This window comes from Butyrivibrio sp. VCB2006 (assembly GCF_000420945.1).
Taxonomy (GTDB): domain Bacteria; phylum Bacillota; class Clostridia; order Lachnospirales; family Lachnospiraceae; genus Butyrivibrio.
The window spans coordinates 48,991-72,705 of record NZ_ATVX01000007.1 but is presented as its reverse complement, the minus strand read 5'-3'; the positions used below and the strand labels follow the sequence as shown (position 1 = coordinate 72,705).

Here is a 23,715-nt window from a genome sequence, read left to right as displayed (position 1 = left end):
TTTAGTTAGTTTCTGCAAAAACCCAAAATGCGGGCTTGGGCTTGTACAAATCATCAAACAACAGTGGGCACTGTGCCTTTTCCTTGTTGCTGCCACCACCTACCGTAGATCTGTGCTGAAGCCACGAATACTTGTCAATTGTTCCCCAGAATGTAATACCTGTTACTTGTACTCCGGAAGCCTGAGCTGATTGAAGTGCGTAGTACTGAAGATTGTACTGTTTGCGCATCTTCTCGTACTCTTTTTCCTTGGACTCTGCGCTTCCATCGTAGTCATCGGAAGAACTAAGATCCCACTCAGTTATCTGAACGGCCCCAACCACTTCGCCGTAGGCCTTGGCCGAAGCTTCCACATCTGTATAAGATGGTGAATCAGCACTGTAGTGACCCTGCATGCCCATGGCTGAAATTCTTGTTCCAACTCCGGGCTCGCCTTCCTGTGACTTGATTTTCTGTAAGAGAGCTACAATTCCTTCTCTCTTTTTGGCTACGCACTCGTTGTAGTCGTTGTAGTAAAGTTCAAGTTCTGCGGGTGCGTATTTGTTTGCATATTTGAATGCGTTTATAATGAACTCTTCGCTCTGGTAAACGTGCCACCAGCTGGAGTTATTACCATGTGTATCGTTTGAAAGATCTTCGTTTGGATTCTCTGTATCTGTTCTATAGGTTCCTGTCGCATCTGAAACTGCTTCGTTAACTACATCCCATCCATAGAAAAGATCTTTGTAAGGACTGTCCTCTCCGGTGAAATGAGTAAGTACTTCTCTTATGTACCACTCCTGTCGCTTGTCCATTTCCTCTGCAGATACATAAGGCTTAGTCTTGTCGTAGTCCTGATGGAAGAACCACTCCGGTGTCTGTGAATGCCATACAAGAACATGGCCTCTTACCTTGATCTGTCTGTCCGGATTGACTTCGTTCCACTTAACAAGTTTGTTAAGTATCTTCTCGGGATTAGAAAAGTTCAAAACCGGAACTGTAATGGTCTCGCCGTTTAGTTCAGCCTCCTGAGTTCCAGGACATTTTCCGTTGCTATAGCCAAACAATGAATCAGGTTTAAGCTCGTTTCCCAGGGTTACTGCATTGAAATGAGTTGTTACCAGATTCCATAGTGGAATGTCCCAGGGCTCTTTGCCTGTAATTGCACATCCGACTCTGCATCCCATTTTTTGCTCTACACAGTCTCTAAGTGCCGGAATCTCTTCCTCATCTCCTGCCTCAGCATCTTCTGAGCTGCCCTCATTAGAACTAGAAGCTTCTATATTCGATTCGTCTGTGGAAGTACTGATAAGTGAATTATCTGATGTTGCCGCTTCGGTACCAGTCTCCGATGATCCCGCCGCCGGACTTTCTGTGACTGCGCCACAGGCCACCGTCGCCAGCATCACTGAAGCTGCCATGATGGCAACTAAAGATTTGCCCCTATTGTACACTTTCCTTTTGCCTCCCAGTAATAATACTCAAAACTTGCTACCGTCGACCCCCATCGACAAGTATAAGCATAAAGGCTTTCGATAGGTGGTGCTTACCAATTTTTGCCTGATGGTTTGCAGATGTTGCTTTTTAATGTCAAAAAATGCGATACAGTTTTTGTGCATTATTAACAAAATGGCATATAAAAATCGTGCACCATTTATTTAATGTGAGCACGATTAGGTAATTAATAGCAATATTTGATAAGAAGCATTTGTCAGAAAATGTTATTATTTGCTTGTATTTTATTGACGATGTGATTATTTATGATTGTTTAAGCGTCCGCAATATTTCGGCAAGTGGGGATAAAAAATTGCCTTTTGGACGCGGTTGTTATTTGAGGTATGGGAGGAGATCACTATGGTCAAGAATTCATCTACTAATGTCACTCTCGATTATTACCAGCAGAACACCGATTACAGTGCACGTACTCTTGAGGGTAATAATGAGAAAGCAATTTTCCCTAAGGATAGTTCAATCAGAATCTGGTATAACGAACAGGCTTATGACTATCCATCACATTGGCATAACGCCCTTGAGATCATCGCACCTATCGATAACTACTATGATGTAGAGATTGAAGGAGAGATTCATAGGGTTATGGCCGGCGAGATTGTTTTCATTCCGCCTAGGAAATCCCATTATTTGCATGCGCCAAGCACAGGAGCAAGATATGTATGTCTCTTCGATATTGATTTCTTTTCATCAATGAGAGGCTACTCAGGTCTTATGAACATGCTCAAGGACTGCATTCATATCACACCTGAAACATATGCTCCGATTTATAATGAAATAATGGCTTTATTCTCACAGATTTGGAATGAGTATTTCCAGAAAACCGAGTTCTATGAGTTTTCAATTTACTCCCATTTATTCCAGATCATGACTATTCTTTCAAGATATCAGCTCAATAAGATCAATCTTTTTACAGAATCTACTCCTGTTAAGAGAAGAGAGTATTTTGAGAAGCTCAATACAGTCATTGATTACATTGATGAGAATTATGCTTACGATATTACTCTTGAAGATGCCGCTTCCTACAGTGGTTTCTCCAAGTTCCACTTCTCCAGACTGTTCAAGGAGTACATGGGATGTACCTTCTATGATTACCTTATAGGTCAGAGAATCAAGGCGACAGAGCTGCTGCTCACAAGAGATGATCTGTCAATTACAGATATTGCTCTTCAGTCCGGATTCTCAAGTATCTCAACCTTTAACAGAACCTTTAAACTCAAAAAAGGTTGCACACCGGGTGAGTATCGTTCATTATTCTCCGGCGGTCTTGGCAAAGAAAAAGGTGATGTATCCGCAAAAGTTGCCAAGTAATTTCCTTATTAATATGTACTAATAAATTGCGCTGCCCGCATCCGCGTGCAGCGCTTTTCATTTATCTGGCAATCCAGGAATATACTTCATATCCTTCGCCGGCGTATACAAAGAATACGTTATGCTCGCCGGTTACAGGCTCTGTAAATTCTGCTATGGCCTCAACATTATCAGCCTTCTCATTAGCAATAACTGCACAACCTACAGCTTCGCCTGATGGGCTGTCGAGACATACTTTTATAGCTCCGCGATAGTCACCGTTTGGATTTGTCTCTTTTACATTGAGAGTAAATGCAATCTCTTTTGCTCCGTCAGTTCCAAAATCAACACCGGATACACTTGTCCATGCGCCGTTTGAAATGTCGCAAAGAATCATATCGCCTGAGCCGCACTTTTTAGCCACATCGCCATACTGCTTGGTCTTAAGACCGATTGATGCATTAGAAAGAGTTACTGCCTTAACTTCCTCGTATGGGTTAAGTGCTTTGAGCTGCGCTACACCTGCTCTTGTACCTGCACTCTTGGATGGCTCGTTGTTCTCGTTGAGAACGAGCTTATCCACATTGGTGCTGCGGTAGCCGCCGTCCATATCAAGGCCTTCTTCAAGGATTCTTGAATGGTATGTTATGTAATACTCACCATTAAACTCAAACATGGCGTGATGGTTGTTACCGCCTCTTCCAAAGAATCTCTCAGGATTCTTGAGAACAGGATTGCATCTTTCAAAAGGTCCCATAGGTGAATCAGACTTCATTGTAACAATCTCGCCGGATTCAAAGCCAAGCTCTGATGCAGCCTGTGGTGTTACGTTGAAGTTTGAACAGTATGAGTAGTAATAGGTTCCGTCAATCTTGTTGATTCCTGAATCTTCAAAAAGGTAATCAACATTTTCGATGGCAATAGGATCCCCGTCAAGGCTCATCATGTCGTCGCCAAGCTTGCAAACCCTTGCTGTGCCGGGATTAGCTGCCTTGTCAGGTGAAGGAACTCCGCCGCCAACGTAGATGTAAGCAGAGCCGTCATCATCCATGAGAACTGCAGGGTCAAAAAGCCATGTAACCTCTGCACAGTTGGGGGTCTCTCTGGAAATAAGCGGTCCTCCGATTTCATCAATAAATGGTCCAACAGGTGAATCAGAAGTAAGAACTCCGATTCCGTTTCCGTTGTTTGCAAAGTACAAGAAGAACTTGTCCTTGCCATCAATATTCTTGTATGCTGCTGCGGGTGCCCATGAATTAGGTCCCCAACTTGCTGCTCCGGTCTTTCCGGCAGCGTAAACTGATCCGTGGTCTGTCCAGTTTACAAGGTCATCAGAAGATACAACATTAATCGTATTGATATTGCCGTAAGTATTCTCTTTTATTGAGCCATCGGCATTATAGGAAGGCTTGTCCCCGGTCATATAAAGGTAAACCCTTCCGTCGTAAACAAGTGCATATGGATCTGCTCCAAAGCGCTGTACCATTACAGGGTTATGATCTGTAATAGACTTCGCACTCTTTTGAAGACTAATAGTTCTAGTCAGGCTCTTCATTGCCCATACCTCCAATCATTTTACGCCAATGAAGAAAAAATCATTCGTGTCATTAGCAATAAAAATATAATGGTTAATACCTCACCCTAGCCACCAAATAATTGCTGAATTAATGTCGTATATTGCGATGGACTGCAAGTTAGCAAGGATTCGCTTTTATCTAGCAATATTTGGGTGGATGATCCTAGTCCTCAAACTATAAATTTAAGATAAGTGAATGTACTATATATGTATAAGAAATAATGCGTTTTTATCAAAACTATAAAAATTGGGGAGAGTATGCAAAATGCTTAGAGAAACACAGGTTAAAAACGGCAAAGTCAGAGGTCTGGCCGGAACAGACCCAAGAATAACTGTTTATAAAGGAATTCCTTTTGCAGATAAGCCCATCGGGCAGAACAGATGGCGCGCACCTCAGCCATGTCCTGACTGGGACGGAGTTCTTGATGCCTATAACTTTGGTCCAATCTCATATCAGGACAGACCGGGCATGGGCACAGATATTTATTGTAGAGAATGGCATGTTGATCCGGGCATGACTCTCAGTGAGGACTGTCTCTACCTCAACATCTGGACTCCTGCCAAGAAGGCAGATGAGAAGCTCCCTGTACTTGTATGGTACTTTGGCGGTGCCTTCCAGTGGGGCTACACAGCTGAGATGGAGTTTAATGGTGAGCAGCTTGCAAAGCGCGGTGTTGTAGTAGTAAGTATCGGCTACAGACTTAACTGCTTTGGTTTCCTTGCTCATAAAGATATTACAAAAGAGGCGCCTACTGCCCCTTCAAACTTTGGTCTCATGGATCAGTGCGCAGGTCTTAACTGGGTTTATGACAATATTGCTGCCTTTGGCGGTAACCCTGAGCAGATCACAATTTCAGGCCAGTCCGCAGGTGGATCCAGCGTTATGCACCAGCTCACTCATAAAGGCAATGAAAAGCTCATTAAGGGCGCTGTAATCTTCAGCGGAATCATCCGCCTTGCAGATCCTCAGAATGATATATTCAGGCCCCTTACCCTTGAGCAGGCAGAGGATCTTGGCCAGCAGTTCTTTGAGTCCCTTGGGGTAAAAGACCTGGAGGAGGCCAGAGCTCTTTCAACTGAAGAAGTATTTAACGGCTACAACCGCTTTGTAGCAGATCACCCAAGAATGTTCCCTATCCAGGACGGCTTCTTCTGCGAGGAAGATCCTGTTCAGAAGTTCATTGACAGGAAATGTGCAGATGTTCCTGTAATGTCAGGTAACACAACAGATGAATTTAGCTGGGGCGGCGTTAACAGCGTTGAAATGTCTGTTAAGGCTGTATTTGAAGGTGCTCATAAAAATGAGCCTTCTCAGAACTTCTATTATTACAGATTTGATCCCGATATCCCGGGAGACGGAAACCCGGGGGACAGCTATCCCGGAACCTTCCACTCCTGCGATCTGTGGTTCTTCTTTAACTCTATAGATAAGTGCACACGTCCTTACAGAGGAAGACACTTCGACCTGGCAAGACAGATGTGCGACTACTATGCAAACTTTATTAAGACTGGTAATCCTAACGACGATGGCGGCATCAAGGGCCTTGTAAGATGTGGAGACCCTGAGAGCCTTTCTGTTTGGCTTCCATACTCCCCTGATAACAGATTTGAAATGGAATTCCTCGGAAAAGGAGCTACTCCTAAGTTCGAAGGTGGTATCAGACAGGGTAGCAAGAAGCAGGCAGTTAATCCTTATCTTCCATCCTGGGAATACATTCCTGACGGAGAGCCCTATGTATTTAACAATCGCGTATATGTATATGGTTCTCATGACCTTTACCAGGGCGAGACCTTCTGCCTTGGAGATTATGTAACCTGGTCAGCACCTATAGATAACCTTGGAGACTGGCACTACGAGGGAGTTATCTATCCCAAGACTGCAGACCCTCTTAACAAAAGAGGTAACATGTGCCTGTACGCTCCTGACTTAACTGTTGGTCCCGATGGCAAATATTACTTATATTATGTCCTTGATAAGGTAAGCGTTGTATCTGTTGCAGTCAGTGATACTCCTAACGGTCCTTTCAAGTTCTATGGCTATGTTCATTATGAGGATGGAACAAGACTCGGTGACAGAGCAGGCGACGAGCCACAGTTTGACCCAGGTGTTCTTACTGAAGGGGATACAACATATCTTTTCACAGGCTTCTGCGGACAGGGCGACAAGTCAAGACACGGCGCAATGCTCACTGTTCTTGATAAGGACATGCTCACTATTAAAAGAGATCCGCAGTTCGTTGCTCCCGGTAACTGCTACAGCCAGGGTACCGACTACGAAGGACATGCCTTCTTTGAGGCTCCTTCCATCAGGAAGCATGATGATACCTACTACTTCATCTACTCTTCAGAGGTTATGCACGAGCTTTGCTATGCTACTTCCAAGGATCCACTTGGCCCTTACACCTATGGCGGTGTAATTGTATCCAATGCTGACCTTCATATCGACAGCTACAAGAAGGCCGAGGAGGCAACCTGCTATGGTGCCAACAACCACGGAAGTATCGTAGAAATCGGCGGTGATTGGTATATCTTTTACCATAGACACACAAACGGAACCTGGTTCTCAAGACAGGGCTGTGCAGAGAAGATACACTTCGAGGCAGACGGTTCCATCAAACAGGTAGAGATTACTTCCTGCGGACTTAACGGCGGACCACTTAGCGACGTTGGTGAGTATCCATCATATATCGCCTGCAACATTTTTACCGATGAGCACAAGCTTTACGTTGAAGCTGATGCTCCAAGAGTTGTTCAGGAAGGCGGCGATGGTGCTCAGAATAACGGCTACATCAAGGCAATCGTTGATACAACTACTATTGGATTTAAGTATTTTGATGTTAAGGATGCTTGCGGTCTTAGAATTAAGACCAGAGCTTACTTTGACGGATGCTTCGATATTAAGACCAGCCTTGACGGCGAGGTAATCGGCCAGATCAAGTGCAACGGTTCCAATATCTGGGAAGCTCACGAGTGTAAATTCGACAAGAAAGTTTCCGGTGTGCTTGCATTGTACCTGCGCTATAATGGTAGTGGTAGCTGCTCACTCGCAAGCGTTGAGTGGCTGCACTAAACGCAATATATTTATTAGTTAAGATTTAAATAAGAGGATATTTTATGTACAAAAAAAGATTATTATCAATTGCATTAGCTGCTGCAATGACATTTGGAGTTATGACTGCATGTGGTGACAACAATAACAACACCAATCAGACAACTTCAGAGGCAGGCGTCGATAACTCAGAAGCAGTTTCTCCCACAGAAGAGAGCAGCAAAAGCAATGACAGTTCTTCTGAAGCCGCCACCGAGGCATCCGCTTCAGAAGAAGTTCCATCAGTTACTGTTAAGGGTATTACCGAAAGGAGCGACGAAATGCGTGACATTTCTGCAAAAGAACTGGTGGCTGAGATGACCGCAGGCTGGAACCTCGGAAATACTCTGGAGGCAACCGGCGGAAACGGAATTGATTCCGAGACAAGCTGGGGTAACCCTAAGATTACCAAGGAAATGATTGATTTTGTCTGCGAAAAAGGTTTTGACAGCATCCGTATCCCGATTACCTGGGGCAATCACGTAAGCGAAGCTCCTGATTATACAATTGATCCTGAGTGGATGGACAGAATTGAAGAAGTTGTTAACTACGCTCTGGACGACGGAATGTATGTCCTTATCGATTCTCACCACGAAGAGTTCTGGAGAATTCCTGATGCTGAGCATATCGAAGCAGTAGATGCAGAGAATATCGCCATTTGGAATCAGATCGCAGAGAGATTTAAGGACTACGGAGACCACCTTGTATTTGAAGGTCTTAACGAACCCAGAACAAAGGGAAGTGAAAATGAGTGGTCAGGCGGAACTCACGAAGAGCGAGTTCTCGTAAATCGCCTCAACAAGTCTTTTGTTGATACAGTACGTGCTACCGGAGGCAACAACGAAAAGAGGCTTCTTCTTGTTACTACCTATGCCGGTGCAAATATGCCTGAAGTTCTTAATGAACTGGACGTTCCTGAAGATGATGAGCATATCGGCGTAGCAATTCACGCTTACGAGCCTTACTTATTTACTTTTTCAGGTGGTGACGGCGAGTACGCTACTTGGGATGGCAGCCACAATGGCGATATCATTAAGCTGATGACCCGCCTTGAGACAACCTTTATCAAAAACGATATCCCTGTTCTCCTGACGGAGTATGGCGCCATGAACAAGAAAGAGAACACCGAGGAAGTAGTTAAATGGGCCGAGGCTTATGTTTCCCGTGCTACAGAAAGAGGCATTCCTTGCTTCTGGTGGGATAACGGAATCTACACTCAGCAGGGCGAGAAGTTCGCAATTCTCGACCGCAAGAACCTTAAGTGGTATAGAGAAGAGGTTGTAGATACAGTTATTCGCGAGAGCTACAATGGCAAGAATTAAATTTTATAAAACTCTTTTTGTTAAAAAAATCCTATGTTATAATTCTTTTCGTTAGGCACAGATAACATGAAGTCATTTTATAGTAAACTGAATACTTGCTTAGCATAAAAATAAGTTATATGGAGGACTAAGATGAGTACAAGAATTGGTATTTTAGGTTATGGTAACCTTGGAAAAGGCGTTGAACTGGCTGTTAAAGAGGCCCCTGACATGGAACTGGTAGCTGTTTTTACAAGAAGAGATCCTTCTTCGCTCACAATTCAGACTGCTGGTGTTCCGGTAGTTTCAGTTAATGACGTGGCCGCATGGACAGATAAAATTGATGTCATGATTCTCTGCGGAGGAAGCGCTACTGATCTTCCAACACAGACTCCTGAGTATGCTAAGCTTTTCAATGTAGTAGATAGTTTTGATACTCACGCAAGGATTCCTGAGCATTTTGCGAACGTTGATGCTGCTGCCAAGGGAGCCGGCAAGATCGCTGTTATTTCCTGCGGTTGGGATCCAGGAATGTTCTCACTTGCAAGAGTTTACTCAAATGCTATTCTTCCTGACGGAAATGACTATACATTCTGGGGCAAGGGCGTTTCACAGGGCCACTCAGATGCTATCAGAAGAGTTAAAGGCGTCAAGAATGCCAAGCAGTACACAGTACCTGTAGAGGCAGCTCTTGAGGCAGTTAGAAACGGTGAGAATCCTGAGCTTACAACACGTCAGAAGCACACAAGAGAATGCTTTGTAGTTCTTGAAGAGGGCGCTGACGCTGCAGCAGTAGAAAAAGAGATCAAGGAAATGCCTAACTACTTCGCTGATTACGATACAACAGTTCACTTCATCAGCGAGGAAGAGCTTCTTACCAAGCACGCAGGCATGGCTCACGGCGGTTTCGTATTCAGAAGCGGCAAGACCGGTGCTAACAAAGAGCACAATCACATTATTGAGTACAGCTTAAAGCTTGATTCAAACCCTGAGTTCACAACCAGCGTTCTTGTAGCAGTTGCAAGAGCAGCTAAGAGAATGCAGGAAGAAGGCATGAAGGGATGCAAGACAATTCTTGATATTCCTCCAGCATACCTTTCTGATAAGAGCGGTGAGGAACTCAGAGCTCATCTTTTATAATTTTTTAAGGGGTTACACAATGTCACAAGTTAAGTTTCATTTACCGGGGTTACGTTACAATTTTCCCCTGAACATGTTCTGGCTGAACATGATGAAGCAGTATCCACACTACTTCAGAGAAGGTGTTGAGATTGCATCATTCTTTGGTTGTTTCCCATTCTCTCTTTGGAATGGCGGACGCCTTATTTCCGATGATCAGTGCGATGCTGGATTTGTTAAGCATGTCATCAGCAGCATAAATGCGCAGGGTATTCCTGTCAGATTTACATTTACCAATCCGCTTATCAAGGAAGAAGACCTTTCAGATGAATTCTGCAACTTCTGTATGAAGGCCGGAGACAATGGTAAAAACGAGGTCCTTGTCTTTTCACCTATCCTGGAGGAATACATCCGCAAGAACTATCCTTCCTACAAGATAGATTCCACAACCTGTAAGGAAATCAGAGATGTGGAGACTCTTAACAAAGAGCTTGAGAAGGACTACAAATATGTTGTTCTTGACTACAACATGAACAATCAGTGGGATATCATAGAAAATCTCCAGCACAAGGAAAAGCTTGAAGTTCTGATAAACGCTCTCTGCATTCCAAACTGTAAGAGACGTGGCGATCACTACAAGAACATCGCTCTTAACCAGGAGATCATGAAGGAGAACAGAACTCTTCCTCCTGAAAAGAGAAAGCACATTATTCCATGGACCTGTGAGTATGGAGATAAGAACAATCTTTACACTATTCAGGACTACTGCACTTTCGTTTCACCAGAGCTTATCTGGGAAAAGTACGTTCCTATGGGAATCAATAACTTTAAGATTGAGGGCAGAACTGCTAACCTGTTCTCTCTCATCGAGACTTATTGTTTCTTTATGATAAAGCCTGAATACGTTGGAGAAGCAAGGCTTCTTCTGCTTCATAACCTTGAAAAGAATCATTTCATTCAAGTTAACAAGCCAAGACCGGGTGTATTTAAGCCAGAGTAATTATTTGGCTAATAATGAGAGTAGCAAAGAGAAGCATCATAAGTCTTGCTATAAAGTTACCCCAATGACTTCCACAAAGGTAAGAATATCAATAAGCCTTTCATTTCCTTCAAACTTTTTAAAGGCAATACCAATCACATAAATTACTACTACTGATTCCAAAAAAGCCACAAGTCCTAATGAACTTGCGGCTTTTCACGTATCAGTTTTTCTTTTTGAGCACGGGTAAGATGCTTAATATGCCATTCCCTACTCTGTGCTTCTTCTTTTGTTTCAAATGTTTCGTAGTATACGAGCTTTACCGGAAGGCGGACTCTTGTGTACTTGCCGCCCTTCCCATCGTTGTGGGTGGCAACTCTCTTTTCAAGATCATTGGTCCAGCCACAGTAATAGGTGCCGTCGGAGCATTCTAATATGTAGGTGTAATTGTTTTTTTCTGTGCTCATATATCAGTCACCACCAGGTATGCGTCAATATCAATCAGATGAGTTCAAACTCTGCTTCATTGTCTGTAGCACTGTCAAAGCCGATAAATACCTTGAACTTACCTGGTTCGCTCTCGAACTTATTTGAAGCAGTCCAGAATCTGAGCATTTCTTCTGTGATTTCAAAAGAAACCTCGGCGGATTCACCGGCTTGTAATGAAACCTTCTTGAATCCCTTAAGTTCCTTGATCGGGCGTACTGTACTTCCGGCCATATCACGGATGTAGAGCTGAAGAGTCTGAGTAGCAGCTACTGATCCCGTATTCTTTACGGTAACTAAAGCCTTGATTGTTTCATTTAAATTGCAATCTGACTTTCTATTCTTATCGAGTGTTGTTCCACAGTCATGCTTATGCATTTTGTCACTACTTAACTTAACCTTAGAAATTTCGAAATCAGAATAGGTAAGTCCATATCCGAATGGATATCTTGCCTCATTAGGGCAATCAAGGTATCTTGAAGTAAATATGGTATTGCCCTCTGCTGGCTTAGGTCTTCCTGTATTAAATCTGTTGTAATATAGAGGCTCCTGACCTACAAGCCATGGGAAACTCATAGAGAGCTTACCCTGCGGTGAGAACTTTCCTGTTAAAACATCTGTAATGCCGTGGCCGCTCTCTGTTCCGGGTCTCCACACTATCATAAGCGCATCAGAAGTCTGCGGTATATCTTCAAGATCCAGTGGTCTTCCTGTGAAGATAAGCGTTATGAGCTTTTTACCTTTTTCTTTTACCTTGTTATAAAGGTCTCTCTGAACCTTAGGAAGTCTGATGTCTGCTCTGCTGGTGGACTCACCGGATTGCATAAGGCTCTCACCAAGGCACATGATTATTGTGTCACACTCATCTGATACCTCAAGGGCTTCTGCCAAAAGTTTCTCATTATCTTCTTCAAATGTATCTGAATGGAACTTCATAAAGCCAAGATCGCAGTCGTTATCTACTAAAGTACATCCATTAGCATATTTGACCTGAACGTCACTTCCTGCAAACTCCTCTTCAAAGGCCATTCGCATAGTGATGTTATTGTCATCATTACAGGTAATTGCCCAGGCACTATGGGTTTTCTTTTCATCTACGTAAGGTCCAATAAGGGCTATTTTCTTGCTATTGAGAGGAAGCACGCCGTTCTTATTCTCAAGAAGTACCAAGGATTTCCTTACGGCATCCCTTGCCAGGTCTCTGCTTTCTTTTGACAGGGTAATCTCTTTATATCTTTCCTCAGATGCGCCATGATATGGATCTTCAAAAAGCCCCAGATCATTCTTAAGCTCCAGAACTCGCATAACTGCCTCATCAAGAAGGTCTTCCTTAAGCTTTCCCTCTTTTACCAAAGCTTCGAGATTATCGCTATAAGCCTCTGTGCACATGTCAATGTCTACGCCAGCTTCCATAGCCATTGCAGCTGCTGCCTTGAGATCCTCTGCAAAGCCCCAGTTCACCATTTCCATGATGGCACCCCAGTCAGAAATAAGAACGCCCTCAAAGCCCATCTCATCTCTAAGGATATCTCTCATAAGCCACTTATTTCCAGAAGATGGAACGCCGTTTAAGGTGTTAAAAGAGGTCATGACAAGCCTTGCGCCCTGTGCGATAGGAGCTCTGTAGCCCTGCAGATACTGATCTCTAAGTGTATGCTCTGAAATCTCGCAGGTATTGTAATCACGTCCTGCTTCTGCTGCGCCATAAGCTGCAAAGTGCTTAACGCAGGCAGCCACGTGGTCTTTATCCTTTATGTCACTGCCCTGATAGCCCCTAACCATGGCTGCTGTCATAAGGCCATTAAGATATGGGTCTTCTCCAGTGGACTCCACAACTCTTCCCCATCTTGCGTCTCTTACAAGATCTGCCATTGGTGAGAATGTAACCTGAACGCCGTCTGCTGACGCTTCCTTAGCCTGAACTGCCGCGCCTTTTTCTGCCACTTCCGGATCAAAGGTTGCTCCCTGAGCCAGAGGGCATGGGAATACTGTATCGTGCCCATGAATAACATCCAGCATGAAAAGAAGTGGAATGTTGTGCGGATGATTATCCATATAGGTTTTCTGTATTTCTTTTATCTTGTCTGCCCCATGAAGTCCCAATACGCTTCCGGCAAGAGTCTTCATCTTCCCAGCCTTATCCATATCGGCTAGACCAGTAAGTGCCGCAGATTCTTCAAATGTCTGTCCTGGAAGCTGCACCAGCTGCATGATCTTCTCTTCAAGAGACATGTCGTGTAAAAGTGCCTGTAGCTTTTCTTTTTCCATAATATTTAACCATCCTCACAGTTAGTAATAACAATCACTATTCAATAGAATAACTATACGCAATTTATTTATTATGTTTCAATCAATTTATTATAATATGGTTACTATTTTTTATAATCGGCTACTAGCTATACTTTTATTCCAAAAAATCAGCCAGCTCACTGACACTCTTGAACACATAAGGTGTATTCTCTCTCATGTGCTTCTCATTCTCAGGAATATCGAAACACCAGCAGGCTGCTGCAAAATCAATGCCTGCTGCCTTGGCCATATCAAGGCCAGGTTTAAGGTCGTCTATCATCAGGATGTCTTTTGCCTCAAGACCAAATTGCTCCTGAATCTTGTAAATTGGCACAGGAGAAGGCTTTCTCTCTTCTAAAGGCTGCTCCCAGCCAAAGATAATATCAGGATCAGGAAGTCCGTTATGTCGATAGTCCTTCATGATATTCTCAGAATAGGAATGGGACACAACCGCAATGTAGCCTCCCTCCTCCTTCTGGCGCTCCATTATCTCTTTTATCCCAGGAAAGGCGTCAGCTACGTGAGTCTTGGCATAATCAAACCAGAAAATTTCTTCCTGCTTAAGCTCCTCATCGGAAAGACCGCACATATTACTGAAAAACTCAACGACCCCGGGATGGAAGTTGTATCTGACGTATTCCTCAAGGGTGTAATTGATTTCAGGACGATACTTTTTCATGTACTCCACAAAGCTTGGGTAATGTATGGTTGCCGTGCTATTTACCGTCGTATCATCATGGTCAAAGACCAGACATTTATATCGCATTAACTTTTTTCTCCTCTTCCCCTATAACTACTTTGATTTGACTTTCTCATACTTTTAATTAATACCAATTATTATTCTATCTGTTCCTTTGGTATTATCACACCTCACAAATTCATTGTAATTCTTCATCAGATAATCTCAATACTTCAGATCCGAGCTCACTCATCACTTCTTCACCAGCAGTCCCTGCATCTTCTCAATGATGGCCTCAGTGTCTGCCAATAGCTGCTGCTCTGCCTTGGCGGGATTCTTGTCCTTGTCATAAGTATAGACAAATACAGGAACTCCTGCAGCATGGAAGGTCATCTTACCCTTATAGCCTGCCACAAAGCCCGGTATCTTGCCGGAATCAATCTTGGCATTAGGATTTACCTTGATCTCAATCTTGCCGTTTCCACCCTTGATTTCAGGGATGTAAAGGGCATGCGCCCTTGTTCGCAGTAGAGATATGCGAAGAAGGTTGATCGCTGTCTCCGGAACTTCACCAAATCTGTCAATAAGCTCATCCTTCATGTCATCGCATTCACCCTGATTCTCAAGTGATGCAATTCTCTTATATATCTCAAGCTTTTGCTCTTCGTTGAGGATATAGTTATCAGGAATAAAGGCGCTGACATCCAGGTCAATACTGGTGTGGATATCATCAAGTGTGTAATCTCCGTCAGCATCATCACTCTTTTTGTGTCTTACGGCTTCTCCCAGCATCTTACAATACAGGTCATAACCTACAGCCTGCATGTGGCCTGACTGTTTTCTTCCAAGAAGGCTTCCGGCACCACGAATCTCAAGGTCTCGCATGGCAATCTTGAAGCCTGATCCAAGATCAGTAAATTCACGGATTGCAGATAGTCTTTTCTCAGCAACCTCTTTGAGCATCTTGTCCTTCTTGTACATAAGGAAGGCGTAGGCTGTCCTGTTAGATCGTCCAACTCGGCCTCTAAGCTGATAGAGCTGGGAAAGTCCCATCTTGTCGGAGTCGTGGATGATCATGGTATTAACGTTAGGAATATCCAGTCCTGTCTCAATGATGGTGGTAGAAACAAGTACATCAATGGTTCCATCAATGAAGTCGTACATGATTCTTTCAAGCTCGGACTCCTTCATCTGTCCGTGAGCAAAGGCAACGTTGGCCTCCGGCACGAGCTTTTGAATCTGAGCCGCCACATCTGCAATAGTATTAACTCTGTTATATACGTAGTAAACCTGGCCATTTCTGGCAAGTTCCCTTGCGATAGCTTCTCTTATCAGCTCGTCGTTATACTCCATAACATAGGTCTGAATAGGCATTCTGTCATTAGGAGCTTCCTCTAGGACGCTCATTTCCCTGATTCCAACAAGGGACATGTGAAGTGTTCTTGGAATAGGAGTTGCTGAAAGCGTCAGAACATCAATGTTCTCTTTTAAAGTCTTGAGCTTTTCCTTGTGGGTTACGCCAAAGCGCTGCTCCTCATCTACAATAAGAAGCCCCAAATCCTTGTACTGGACATCCTTGGAAAGGAGTCTGTGTGTACCAATTACGATATCAACAAGACCTTTTTTCAGGTCCACAATTGTCTTTTTCTGCTCAGCGGGAGTCCTGAATCTGGACATAAGGTCCACTCTTACAGGGAAATCTCTCATTCTCTCAGAGAAAGTGTTATAGTGCTGCTGGGCCAGGATAGTTGTAGGCACCAGAACTGCAACCTGTTTGCCGTCCTGAACTGCCTTAAAGGCTGCCCTTATGGCAATCTCAGTTTTACCAAAACCAACGTCACCACAGACAAGTCTATCCATAATAATGGAAGACTCCATGTCACGCTTGGTATCTTCAATGGCATTTAACTGATCCTCTGTCTCCTGATAAGGGAAGGCATCCTCAAACTCCTGCTGCCATACAGTGTCAGCACTGAACTGATGCCCCTTGGCTTCCTGGCGCTTAGCATAAAGTTCAACAAGGTCCTGGGCAACTTCTTCAACTGCTGCCTTAACCTTATTCTTAGTGTGACTCCACTCTACGCTTCCAAGCTTATTAAGCTTAGGCTTGTGGGTAGTCTCGCTGTCATCGCCACCGGAGGCATATTTCTGGATCACTCCAAGGCCTGTTGCCAGAACATAGAGGTTTCCGCCATCTCCGTACTCAATCTTGATATAATCCCTGACTACATGATCAGTTTCAATCTTCTCAATTCCGCGATATATTCCAAGGCCGTGATCCTCATGAACCACATAGTCGCCAATCTTAAGGTCTGAAAAGCTTGATATCTTCTCTCCCTGATATTCGCTCTTTTTCTTCTTTTTGCGCTTTTTGACATGCTCTGTAAAGATGTCACTCTCGGCAATTACGGCAAACTTAATCTCAGGGTACTCAAAGCCTTTAAGTATCCTGCCGTAGTAGGTCATGATCTCGCCGGGCTTAAGAACTCTTCCGGGATCTTCACTGTAAAAAGCTGTAACCAGGTTATCACGAAGATCATCAACAATTCTTTTTGCTCTTGTTCTTGATCCGGAGAGGATCAGCACTCTGTAGCCTTCCTTAACATATTTCTTAAGATCGGATACAAGAGATTCAAAGCTGTTATTATAAGGTGCAATACTTCTGGCCCTGATATCCCAGGTCTTTTCCGGTTCAAAGAGATTCTGGGCCTTGGGCATCTGAAGCGCTGAAATGAGAACTCTTCTGCCATTACTCATTCTGGCGATGCAGTTATCTATTGAATACAGAAGATCCATCTGACCGGGCAGGATGTAGCCTTTCTCTGCCCTATGAGTCATACTCTCTTTAAACTCTGTCTCTACAGCCCAGGCGTGCTCCTGAACTCTCTGGGGCTCGTCTATGAAAATGCAGCTCTTTCCCTTGGGGAACATCTCCTGCATTGTAACTGTATCCGGGTAAAAATATCTGATGTAGCTCTCTAGATTTACAAGGGACTTAAGCTCAAAGAGCTGCTCACGAAGTTCCTCTGTCTGAGTCTTAAGCTGATGTGCCTCTTTGGTCTTAAACTCGGCGCGCAGGCTAGCTACTCTTTTATCTGTATCCTCCTGGATTCTGTCCATGCCTTCTGAAAGGAGCTTATCGTCCAGAATGATCTCAGATGCCGGGTAAATTTCTATGGATTCAAGCTTCTCCAAGGACCTTTGAGACAGAATATCAAAGCTTCTGATTGACTGAATCTCATCGCCCCAAAGTTCAATACGGAATGGGTTGTCCTCAGTAAGGTCAAAGACATCCACAATGTCACCGCGAACAGAGAACTCTCCGGGGCCCTCAACCTGATAGTTTCTGATATAGCCCATGGTTGTAAGGCGTCTTGCAATCTCAATCTCATCAATAGGCCTGTGCTTATCGATTGCAAGAATGTTATCCTTAATGATCTCAGGTTTGATCTGAGGTGCCATAAGTGCAGCAAAGGTAGTGACAACAGTAACGGGTCTTCCCTCCAGAAGTCTTCTCATGGTGCGGATACGCTGTCTTACAATTTCATTACTGTGAACATCGGCCTGGTAAAAGATAAGATCCTTGGCAGGGTACACTGTGACATTCCTGTCATAAAATTTGTAGTCCTCATATATTTCTTTTGCCCGAAGATCAGAATAAGTCACAATAATTCTGTACTTAAAATCAGCTCCCAGACTGTCAATAAAATGAAGCTTCTGGGAGTCGACACATCCTGTCACCTCTGCGCAGGCAAAGGGCTTTTCAAGGTATTCATTTATTTCCTGGAACTGTCTTAATTCCTGTAACGGATTTTGAATTGCTCTCATGTACTATCCTCTAACAGACTACAAATTCTACATATTCTCCGACAACATTCTTTAGTCGTGTCTATTCAAAGTGGCATTTTCATGCATTATAAATAATCAATCTTGCTTCTTCTTACTATTAAACTTATTCATAGCTGAATCCACGCCATCAACCATGATCTCTTCTACTGCACCTACGGCCGATTCGATACCTTCCTTAATAGCTACGGCATCCTCACCTTCAAAGTGTCCAAGCACCCAGTCAACCATGTCCCATTCCTTGGGCTTTTTGCCAACACCCACTCGAACTCTGTTAAATTCGCTGTGACCAAGCTGCGCAATAATGCTCTTAAGACCATTGTGTCCACCGGCGCTTCCCTTAGGGCGAACTCTTATAAAACCTGCATCAAGGTCCACATCATCAGATATGACAATAAGTTCTTCCTTGGAATCCACCTTGAAATAGTCGCAAATTGGTCTTATGGCTTCGCCGCTAAGATTCATATAGGTAAGTGGCTTAACCAGGATAACTCTGTCAGCTCCTATCCTTCCTTTTCCAAAGGCAGCCTTGAACTTAGTCTCAGTAAGCTCAATATGATATTTATCTGAAAGGGCGTCTATAACTGCAAAGCCCACGTTATGTCTTGTTCCAAAATATTTCTTTTCCGGGTTACCAAGTCCCGCTATAATGTACATCTTACCTGTTTCCTCTTCTTTCCTTATTCCGCTTGCAAATAATCTTTTTAAAAATTCAAACATTCCCCATTCCCCGCAATTTCAAAAGCTCTTTTTCCATATCCCAATTCAAGCAAAACCCTAAATATGCCATAAAGACGCCCCGCAAAAGGGCATGCATATATGCGCAGCGACCAAAATTATGGCCCCTGCGTATCCCTATAATAACATAAGGGAGCTCAGAAATCTAAGCCCCCTTACTAATTATTTTATTAAGTTTTTCTGCTTATTCGATCGGTGCGGAATCCCCCTCCGCAACAACTTCATCAGCAGCCTTATCATAAGCTTCCAATATTGTGTCCTGAAGGACCTTTCTCATATCGGAATTGATAGGATGTGCGATATCTCTGTATTCGCCATCGGTTGACTTCTTGCTGGGCATTGCGATGAATAATCCTCTCTCGCCCTCAATTACCTTGATGTCATGAACTACAAATTCATTATCAAATGTAACTGAAACTACTGCGCGCATCTTGCCCTGCTTGGTGACCTTTCTTACTCTAACATCTGTAATCTTCATTGTAATAACCCCCTCTTGGTTAGTTAGACTGAAGCTGTCAACTGTTACAGTACATACCGTTCATTGTTCTCGACAACAACTTTGATGCCGTTTTCCTCTTTATAATAAGAGTTTGCCTGAATTGTTCCATGGCTCTCAACAATGCAGTTCTCAATGTGTGAATTGTCCCCGATGTACACATCATTAAGTATTATTGAATTTTTGATATAGCAGTTATTTCCTATGAAAGCCCCCTTGAACACCAAGGAATCCTCTACGGTTCCGTTGATGATGCATCCACTGGAAATAAGACTGTTCTTGACGTTAACACCTACGTTGTACTTGGCAGGCGGAAGATCAACTACCTTGGTGTAGATTCCCGGATAATCACGGAAGAAGTAGTTACGAACCTCTGGCTTAAGGAAGTCCATGTTGGTTCTGTAATAGTCTTCCACTGATGCGATGTTGTTCCAGTACTCCTTGATCTTGTATCCGTAGATACGTTTCATATCCTTGTATCTTACAAGAATGTCTCTAACGAAATCGTATCTCTCCTCTGCCTCAGCTCTTTCGATAAGTTCGATGAGCTGTCTACGTCTGATTACGTAGATACCACAGGAAATGGTGTTGGATCTTGATACAACAGGCTTCTCTTCGAATTCCTCGATTCGGCTCTCCTCGTTCATGCGGATTGTTCCGAATCTCTCTGTATCAATGCTTGCAGGCATATCCTTGCAAACAACTGTGATATCTGACTGCTTCTGAATGTGGTATTCAAGAAGCTTAGCGTAATCCATCTTGTACACACAGTCACCGGAAGTAATGATTACGTATGGCTCGTGACAACTACGTAAGAATTCCAGATTCTGTGCAATGGCATCTGCTGTTCCTCTGTACCAGAGGTTTCCTGATGCCTTAACTGCTGGTGTAAATACATACAAGCCGCCCTGCTTACGTCCGAAGTCCCACCACTTGGATGAACTAAGGTGAGTATTAAGACTGCCTGCGTTATACTGTGTAAATACGGCAACTGTCTGAATGTGTGAGTTGGTCATGTTACTAAGAGCAAAATCGATACTCCTGTAGAAACCTGCCACTGGCATTGCACATACCGCTCTACGCTTGGAGAGCTCCTGCATTCTGCTACTGCTACCGCCTGCTAAAATAATGCCAATCGCCCTCATGTCAATCACCTGCCTTATCTAATGTTCTACCACTTTCAAGAATTCCGCCTGGGTAATCCTTTTCAGTAGTTTTTCCGGAAATCATTGTATTCTTACCAATCTGTACATTGTCAGGAATAACTGATTTCTCACCGATAGTGCAGAGACCTTCACAATAAATTCCGGGCTTGGTCTCATTCTCTTTTTCCTCGAAGGCTCCGAGTGTAACTTTGTTACCAATCTTAACCTTCTCAGCGATAATGCCCTTTTCTATGTTACAGCCCTCGCCAATCTCTGACTCATTCATGATGATTGAGTGGCTGATAACTGTATCCTTGCCAATCTTGACACCTGGTCCGATGACTGAGTTGTAAACTTTACCGTATATTTCACAACCCTCACCTACAATACTGCGTTCAATAGCGCTCTCAGGTCCCAGGTACTGAGGCGGCTGAACATCGCTTGCTGTGTATATCTTCCAGTACTCCTCATAGAGGTTAAACTCCGGAACGATATCAATGAGTTCCATGTTAGCTTCCCAGTATGATGTAAGAGTTCCTACATCCTTCCAGTATCCATCGAACTCATAAGCATAAAGTGCCTGTCCCTGATCCTTGCAGTAAGGAATGATATGCTTACCAAAGTCAAGACCTGCCTGGTCCTTGTTCTTGATAAGAGCTTCCTTGAGAGCCTTCCAAGAGAAAATGTAGATACCCATTGAAGCAAGATTGCTACGTGGATGCTCAGGCTTCTCTTCGAAATCAACAATGCGCTTGTTCTGATCGGTGATCATAATACCGAATCTGCTAGCCTCTTCCATAGGTACCGGCATAACTGCAATAGTAGCATCAGCGCCGCTTGACTTATGGAAATCAAGCATTGTCTCATAATCCATCTTATAAATATGATCTCCTGAGAGAATCAATACATAATCAGGATTGTAGTTCTCCATATATTCTAAGTTCTGGTAAATAGCATTGGCTGTACCGGTATACCATTCACTGTTGGAACTCTTCTCGTAGGGTGGTAAGACTGTTACACCACCGAAGTTACGGTCAAGGTCCCACGGAATACCTATGCCAATGTGAGAATTAAGTCTAAGTGGCCTATACTGAGTAAGCACACCTACTGTGTCAACTCCTGAGTTGATACAGTTACTAAGAGGGAAATCGATTATTCTGTATTTTCCCCCAAAGGACACTGCCGGTTTAGCCATCTTGGCTGTCAGCACGCCCAATCTGCTGCCCTGGCCCCCTGCCAAGAGCATTGCGATCATTTCCTTCTTTATCATGTTTCCACCTCGTTGCAAAAATCGCTTTTTTTCCCTATATAAAAGTATATCATAAAGAAGTACTAATGTTGACGCTGATTTTCATGATTTTTTAAATTTATATTTAGTTTATTTTTTGTTTTTTGACATTGTCATTATAAGTGTTAGAATATAATCCGTTAAAAGAGATACTAATTATAGGTAAGAATCGAGGAATTTTTATGTATCAAATAGATTTCAAACAGCCTGTTCATGTGTATTTCATGGGCATTGGCGGAATTTCGATGAGTGGTCTTGCGCAAATTCTGATAGAAGAAAACTTCAAGGTTTCAGGTTCAGATAATAAGGAATCAGATATAACAAGAGCTTTAGAGAAAAAAGGCGTCAAGATATTCTACGGACAGAAGGCCGAGAATATAGAGGCTGCAGGCGACATCGACGTTGTTGTTTACACCGCAGCTGTTCATCCTGATAACCCTGAGTTTGCAGCGGCCAAGGCAGCTAACCTTCCAATGCTCACAAGAGCAGAGCTCCTTGGACAGATCATGAAAGAGTACGATCTTCCTGTAGCAATTGCCGGAACTCACGGTAAGACTACAACAACATCAATGCTCTCCAAGATTCTTTTGGAAGCAGACACGGATCCTACACTTTCAATCGGTGGAATCTTCAAGGATATTAATGGAAATATCAGAGTTGGTAAGTCAGAGTACTTCGTAACTGAGGCCTGTGAGTATACCAACAGTTTCCTTAGTTTCTTCCCTAAGATAAGTGTTATTTCCAATATAGATGCAGATCATCTTGATTTCTTCAAGGATCTTGATGACATCAGACATTCATTCAGAAAGTTTGCTCAGCTCCTTCCTGCTGACGGAACTTTAGTAATTAACGGCGATATAGATAATGTAAAAGAGATCACAGATGGCCTTAGCTGCAGCATCGTAACCTACGGCTCCAAGGATTCTTTTGACTACTATCCAACTGATATCACCTACAACGAGCAGGGTAACCCTTCATTTGTAGCTCATCTCCCAGGCGGAGAGACCCTTGATATCAGCCTTGCTGTTCCCGGCATCCACAATGTTTACAATGCTCTTGCTTCTATAGCAGTAGCTAATATTCTTGGTATTTCCAAGGAGCACATGATCTCCGCTCTTTCACTTTTTGGCGGAACCAGCAGACGTTTCGAGCACAAGGGTGAGATTGGCGGCGTAACAATCATTGACGACTACGCTCATCACCCAACAGAGATAAAGGCTACTCTTACAGCAGCCCAGAACTATCCTCACAATAAGATCTGGTGTGTATTCCAGCCACACACTTACACCAGAACCAAAGCTCTTTTAAATGAGTTTGCAGAGGCTCTCTCATTAGCAGATCACGTTGTGCTTGCGGATATTTACGCTGCCAGAGAAAAAGATAATCTGGGAATCAGTTCCAGAACTCTTCGCGATAAAATCGTGGGACTTGGTCACGAGTGTAATTATTTTCCAACAATTGAAAACTTTAGTGAAATAGAAAAATTTCTTTTGCAAAATTGCACTAAAGGAGATTTGTTGATAACCATGGGAGCCGGTGATGTCGTGAAAATAGGGGACGAACTCCTTGGTAAGTAATACTTATCCACATTTCCACTTTGGATAGGTCAAAATATTAAACGATTTCGGTGGATAACAGCCTATCATTTTCCACTTCCTTTTTTAGGATGTAAGGATAGATGATTAGGCTGTTTTGCATTAATCCCCCAATAAATAATCCACGTTATCCACATTGTCCACAAAACAGTCCACAAAGGGAAACTCCGCATGGACACTGTATTTCTTCGTCACTTTTTCCAATATCATTTAAAAATTTGTCATGCTATAATTTCAATTGTTCAAGGGAGTGCAGGTGAAAAAGCTTGTTTACGTCTGGCGTCGGATCAGACTGTAATATGACCTCAGAACA

At 43.3% G+C, this 23,715-nt stretch carries 16 protein-coding genes; 6 read left to right on the top strand and 10 right to left on the bottom strand.

The window, feature by feature from the left end:
* Nucleotide 1: 1 nt before the first annotated feature.
* Nucleotides 2–1,432, bottom strand: coding sequence for an endo-1,4-beta-xylanase (locus tag G613_RS18600; RefSeq protein WP_029232291.1), 1,431 nt, complete (start codon nt 1,430–1,432; stop codon nt 2–4).
* Between the two features lie 400 nt (nt 1,433–1,832).
* Here G613_RS18600 and G613_RS0108670 point away from each other — a divergent pair, with 400 nt between their 5' ends.
* Nucleotides 1,833–2,798: a helix-turn-helix transcriptional regulator gene (locus G613_RS0108670; RefSeq protein WP_029232290.1), complete on the top strand. Its 966-nt coding sequence runs from the start codon at nt 1,833–1,835 to the stop codon at nt 2,796–2,798.
* 61 nt (nt 2,799–2,859) lie between these two features.
* Here G613_RS0108670 and G613_RS0108665 read toward each other — a convergent pair whose 3' ends face one another.
* Nucleotides 2,860–4,332 carry a glycoside hydrolase family 43 protein gene (locus G613_RS0108665; RefSeq protein ID WP_029232289.1) on the bottom strand — a complete coding sequence of 491 codons (1,473 nt, stop codon included), beginning with the start codon at nt 4,330–4,332 and terminating at the stop codon, nt 2,860–2,862.
* 286 nt (nt 4,333–4,618) lie between these two features.
* Here G613_RS0108665 and G613_RS20045 point away from each other — a divergent pair, with 286 nt between their 5' ends.
* The 4 genes from G613_RS20045 to G613_RS0108645 all read left to right on the top strand — a co-directional run bounded on the left by G613_RS20045 (nt 4,619) and on the right by G613_RS0108645 (nt 10,861).
* Nucleotides 4,619–7,423, top strand: a complete 2,805-nt coding sequence (locus G613_RS20045) for a carboxylesterase family protein (RefSeq protein ID WP_029232288.1) — start codon at nt 4,619–4,621, stop codon at nt 7,421–7,423.
* 44 nt (nt 7,424–7,467) lie between these two features.
* Entirely contained in the window at nt 7,468–8,763 is a 1,296-nt protein-coding gene (locus G613_RS0108655) for a glycoside hydrolase family 5 protein (protein WP_029232287.1), read from the top strand.
* Between the two features lie 132 nt (nt 8,764–8,895).
* Entirely contained in the window at nt 8,896–9,882 is a 987-nt protein-coding gene (locus G613_RS0108650) for a diaminopimelate dehydrogenase (protein WP_029232286.1), read from the top strand.
* A 19-nt stretch (nt 9,883–9,901) separates the two neighbouring features.
* Nucleotides 9,902–10,861: a hypothetical protein gene (locus G613_RS0108645; RefSeq protein WP_029232285.1), complete on the top strand. Its 960-nt coding sequence runs from the start codon at nt 9,902–9,904 to the stop codon at nt 10,859–10,861.
* Nucleotides 10,862–11,037: 176 nt separating this feature from the next.
* Here the strand turns inward: G613_RS0108645 and G613_RS0108640 are convergent, their stop codons facing one another.
* From G613_RS0108640 to G613_RS0108605, 8 genes are all read right to left on the bottom strand, one after another.
* Nucleotides 11,038–11,307: a GIY-YIG nuclease family protein gene (locus G613_RS0108640; RefSeq protein ID WP_029232284.1), complete on the bottom strand. Its 270-nt coding sequence runs from the start codon at nt 11,305–11,307 to the stop codon at nt 11,038–11,040.
* Between the two features lie 34 nt (nt 11,308–11,341).
* Nucleotides 11,342–13,594 carry a beta-glucosidase BglX gene (gene bglX / locus G613_RS0108635; protein ID WP_029232283.1) on the bottom strand — a complete coding sequence of 751 codons (2,253 nt, stop codon included), beginning with the start codon at nt 13,592–13,594 and terminating at the stop codon, nt 11,342–11,344.
* A gap of 136 nt (nt 13,595–13,730) precedes the next feature.
* The gene (locus G613_RS0108630; RefSeq protein WP_029232282.1) at nt 13,731–14,381 is read right to left on the bottom strand and encodes an HAD family hydrolase; all 651 of its coding nucleotides are present in this window, start codon (nt 14,379–14,381) and stop codon (nt 13,731–13,733) included.
* A 165-nt stretch (nt 14,382–14,546) separates the two neighbouring features.
* Nucleotides 14,547–18,122 carry a transcription-repair coupling factor gene (gene mfd, locus G613_RS0108625; protein ID WP_029232281.1) on the bottom strand — a complete coding sequence of 1,192 codons (3,576 nt, stop codon included), beginning with the start codon at nt 18,120–18,122 and terminating at the stop codon, nt 14,547–14,549.
* Nucleotides 18,123–18,218: 96 nt separating this feature from the next.
* Nucleotides 18,219–18,797, bottom strand: coding sequence for an aminoacyl-tRNA hydrolase (gene pth / locus G613_RS0108620; RefSeq protein WP_029232280.1), 579 nt, complete (start codon nt 18,795–18,797; stop codon nt 18,219–18,221).
* Between the two features lie 265 nt (nt 18,798–19,062).
* Entirely contained in the window at nt 19,063–19,356 is a 294-nt protein-coding gene (gene spoVG / locus G613_RS0108615; RefSeq protein WP_029232279.1) for a septation regulator SpoVG, read from the bottom strand.
* A 44-nt stretch (nt 19,357–19,400) separates the two neighbouring features.
* Nucleotides 19,401–20,519, bottom strand: coding sequence for a glucose-1-phosphate adenylyltransferase subunit GlgD (glgD, locus tag G613_RS0108610; RefSeq protein ID WP_029232278.1), 1,119 nt, complete (start codon nt 20,517–20,519; stop codon nt 19,401–19,403).
* Between the two features lies 1 nt (nt 20,520).
* Nucleotides 20,521–21,789 (bottom strand): glucose-1-phosphate adenylyltransferase, encoded by a 1,269-nt coding sequence (locus G613_RS0108605; RefSeq protein ID WP_029232277.1) that lies wholly within the window; start codon nt 21,787–21,789, stop codon nt 20,521–20,523.
* A 200-nt stretch (nt 21,790–21,989) separates the two neighbouring features.
* On the opposite strand from G613_RS0108605, the gene murC reads away from it, so the two are divergent.
* On the top strand, nt 21,990–23,384 hold the full coding sequence (gene murC, locus G613_RS0108600) for a UDP-N-acetylmuramate--L-alanine ligase (protein ID WP_029232276.1): 1,395 nt from the start codon (nt 21,990–21,992) through the stop codon (nt 23,382–23,384).
* The last annotated feature ends 331 nt before the right edge of the window (nt 23,385–23,715 follow it).

Excerpts from the sequence above, each read along its gene's own strand:
- G613_RS0108640 (WP_029232284.1), bottom strand. The coding sequence starts at position 11,307 with ATGAGCACAGAAAAAAACAATTACACCTACATATTAGAATGCTCCGAC.
- G613_RS0108670 (WP_029232290.1), top strand. The coding sequence starts at position 1,833 with ATGGTCAAGAATTCATCTACTAATGTCACTCTCGATTATTACCAGCAG.
- G613_RS0108650 (WP_029232286.1), top strand. The coding sequence starts at position 8,896 with ATGAGTACAAGAATTGGTATTTTAGGTTATGGTAACCTTGGAAAAGGC.
- G613_RS0108645 (WP_029232285.1), top strand. The coding sequence starts at position 9,902 with ATGTCACAAGTTAAGTTTCATTTACCGGGGTTACGTTACAATTTTCCC.
- G613_RS0108605 (WP_029232277.1), bottom strand. The coding sequence starts at position 21,789 with ATGATAAAGAAGGAAATGATCGCAATGCTCTTGGCAGGGGGCCAGGGC.
- glgD (WP_029232278.1), bottom strand. The coding sequence starts at position 20,519 with ATGAGGGCGATTGGCATTATTTTAGCAGGCGGTAGCAGTAGCAGAATG.
- pth (WP_029232280.1), bottom strand. The coding sequence starts at position 18,797 with ATGTACATTATAGCGGGACTTGGTAACCCGGAAAAGAAATATTTTGGA.
- spoVG (WP_029232279.1), bottom strand. The coding sequence starts at position 19,356 with ATGAAGATTACAGATGTTAGAGTAAGAAAGGTCACCAAGCAGGGCAAG.
- G613_RS0108630 (WP_029232282.1), bottom strand. The coding sequence starts at position 14,381 with ATGCGATATAAATGTCTGGTCTTTGACCATGATGATACGACGGTAAAT.
- G613_RS0108655 (WP_029232287.1), top strand. The coding sequence starts at position 7,468 with ATGTACAAAAAAAGATTATTATCAATTGCATTAGCTGCTGCAATGACA.
- G613_RS0108665 (WP_029232289.1), bottom strand. The coding sequence starts at position 4,332 with ATGAAGAGCCTGACTAGAACTATTAGTCTTCAAAAGAGTGCGAAGTCT.
- bglX (WP_029232283.1), bottom strand. The coding sequence starts at position 13,594 with ATGGAAAAAGAAAAGCTACAGGCACTTTTACACGACATGTCTCTTGAA.
- mfd (WP_029232281.1), bottom strand. The coding sequence starts at position 18,122 with ATGAGAGCAATTCAAAATCCGTTACAGGAATTAAGACAGTTCCAGGAA.
- murC (WP_029232276.1), top strand. The coding sequence starts at position 21,990 with ATGTATCAAATAGATTTCAAACAGCCTGTTCATGTGTATTTCATGGGC.
- G613_RS20045 (WP_029232288.1), top strand. The coding sequence starts at position 4,619 with ATGCTTAGAGAAACACAGGTTAAAAACGGCAAAGTCAGAGGTCTGGCC.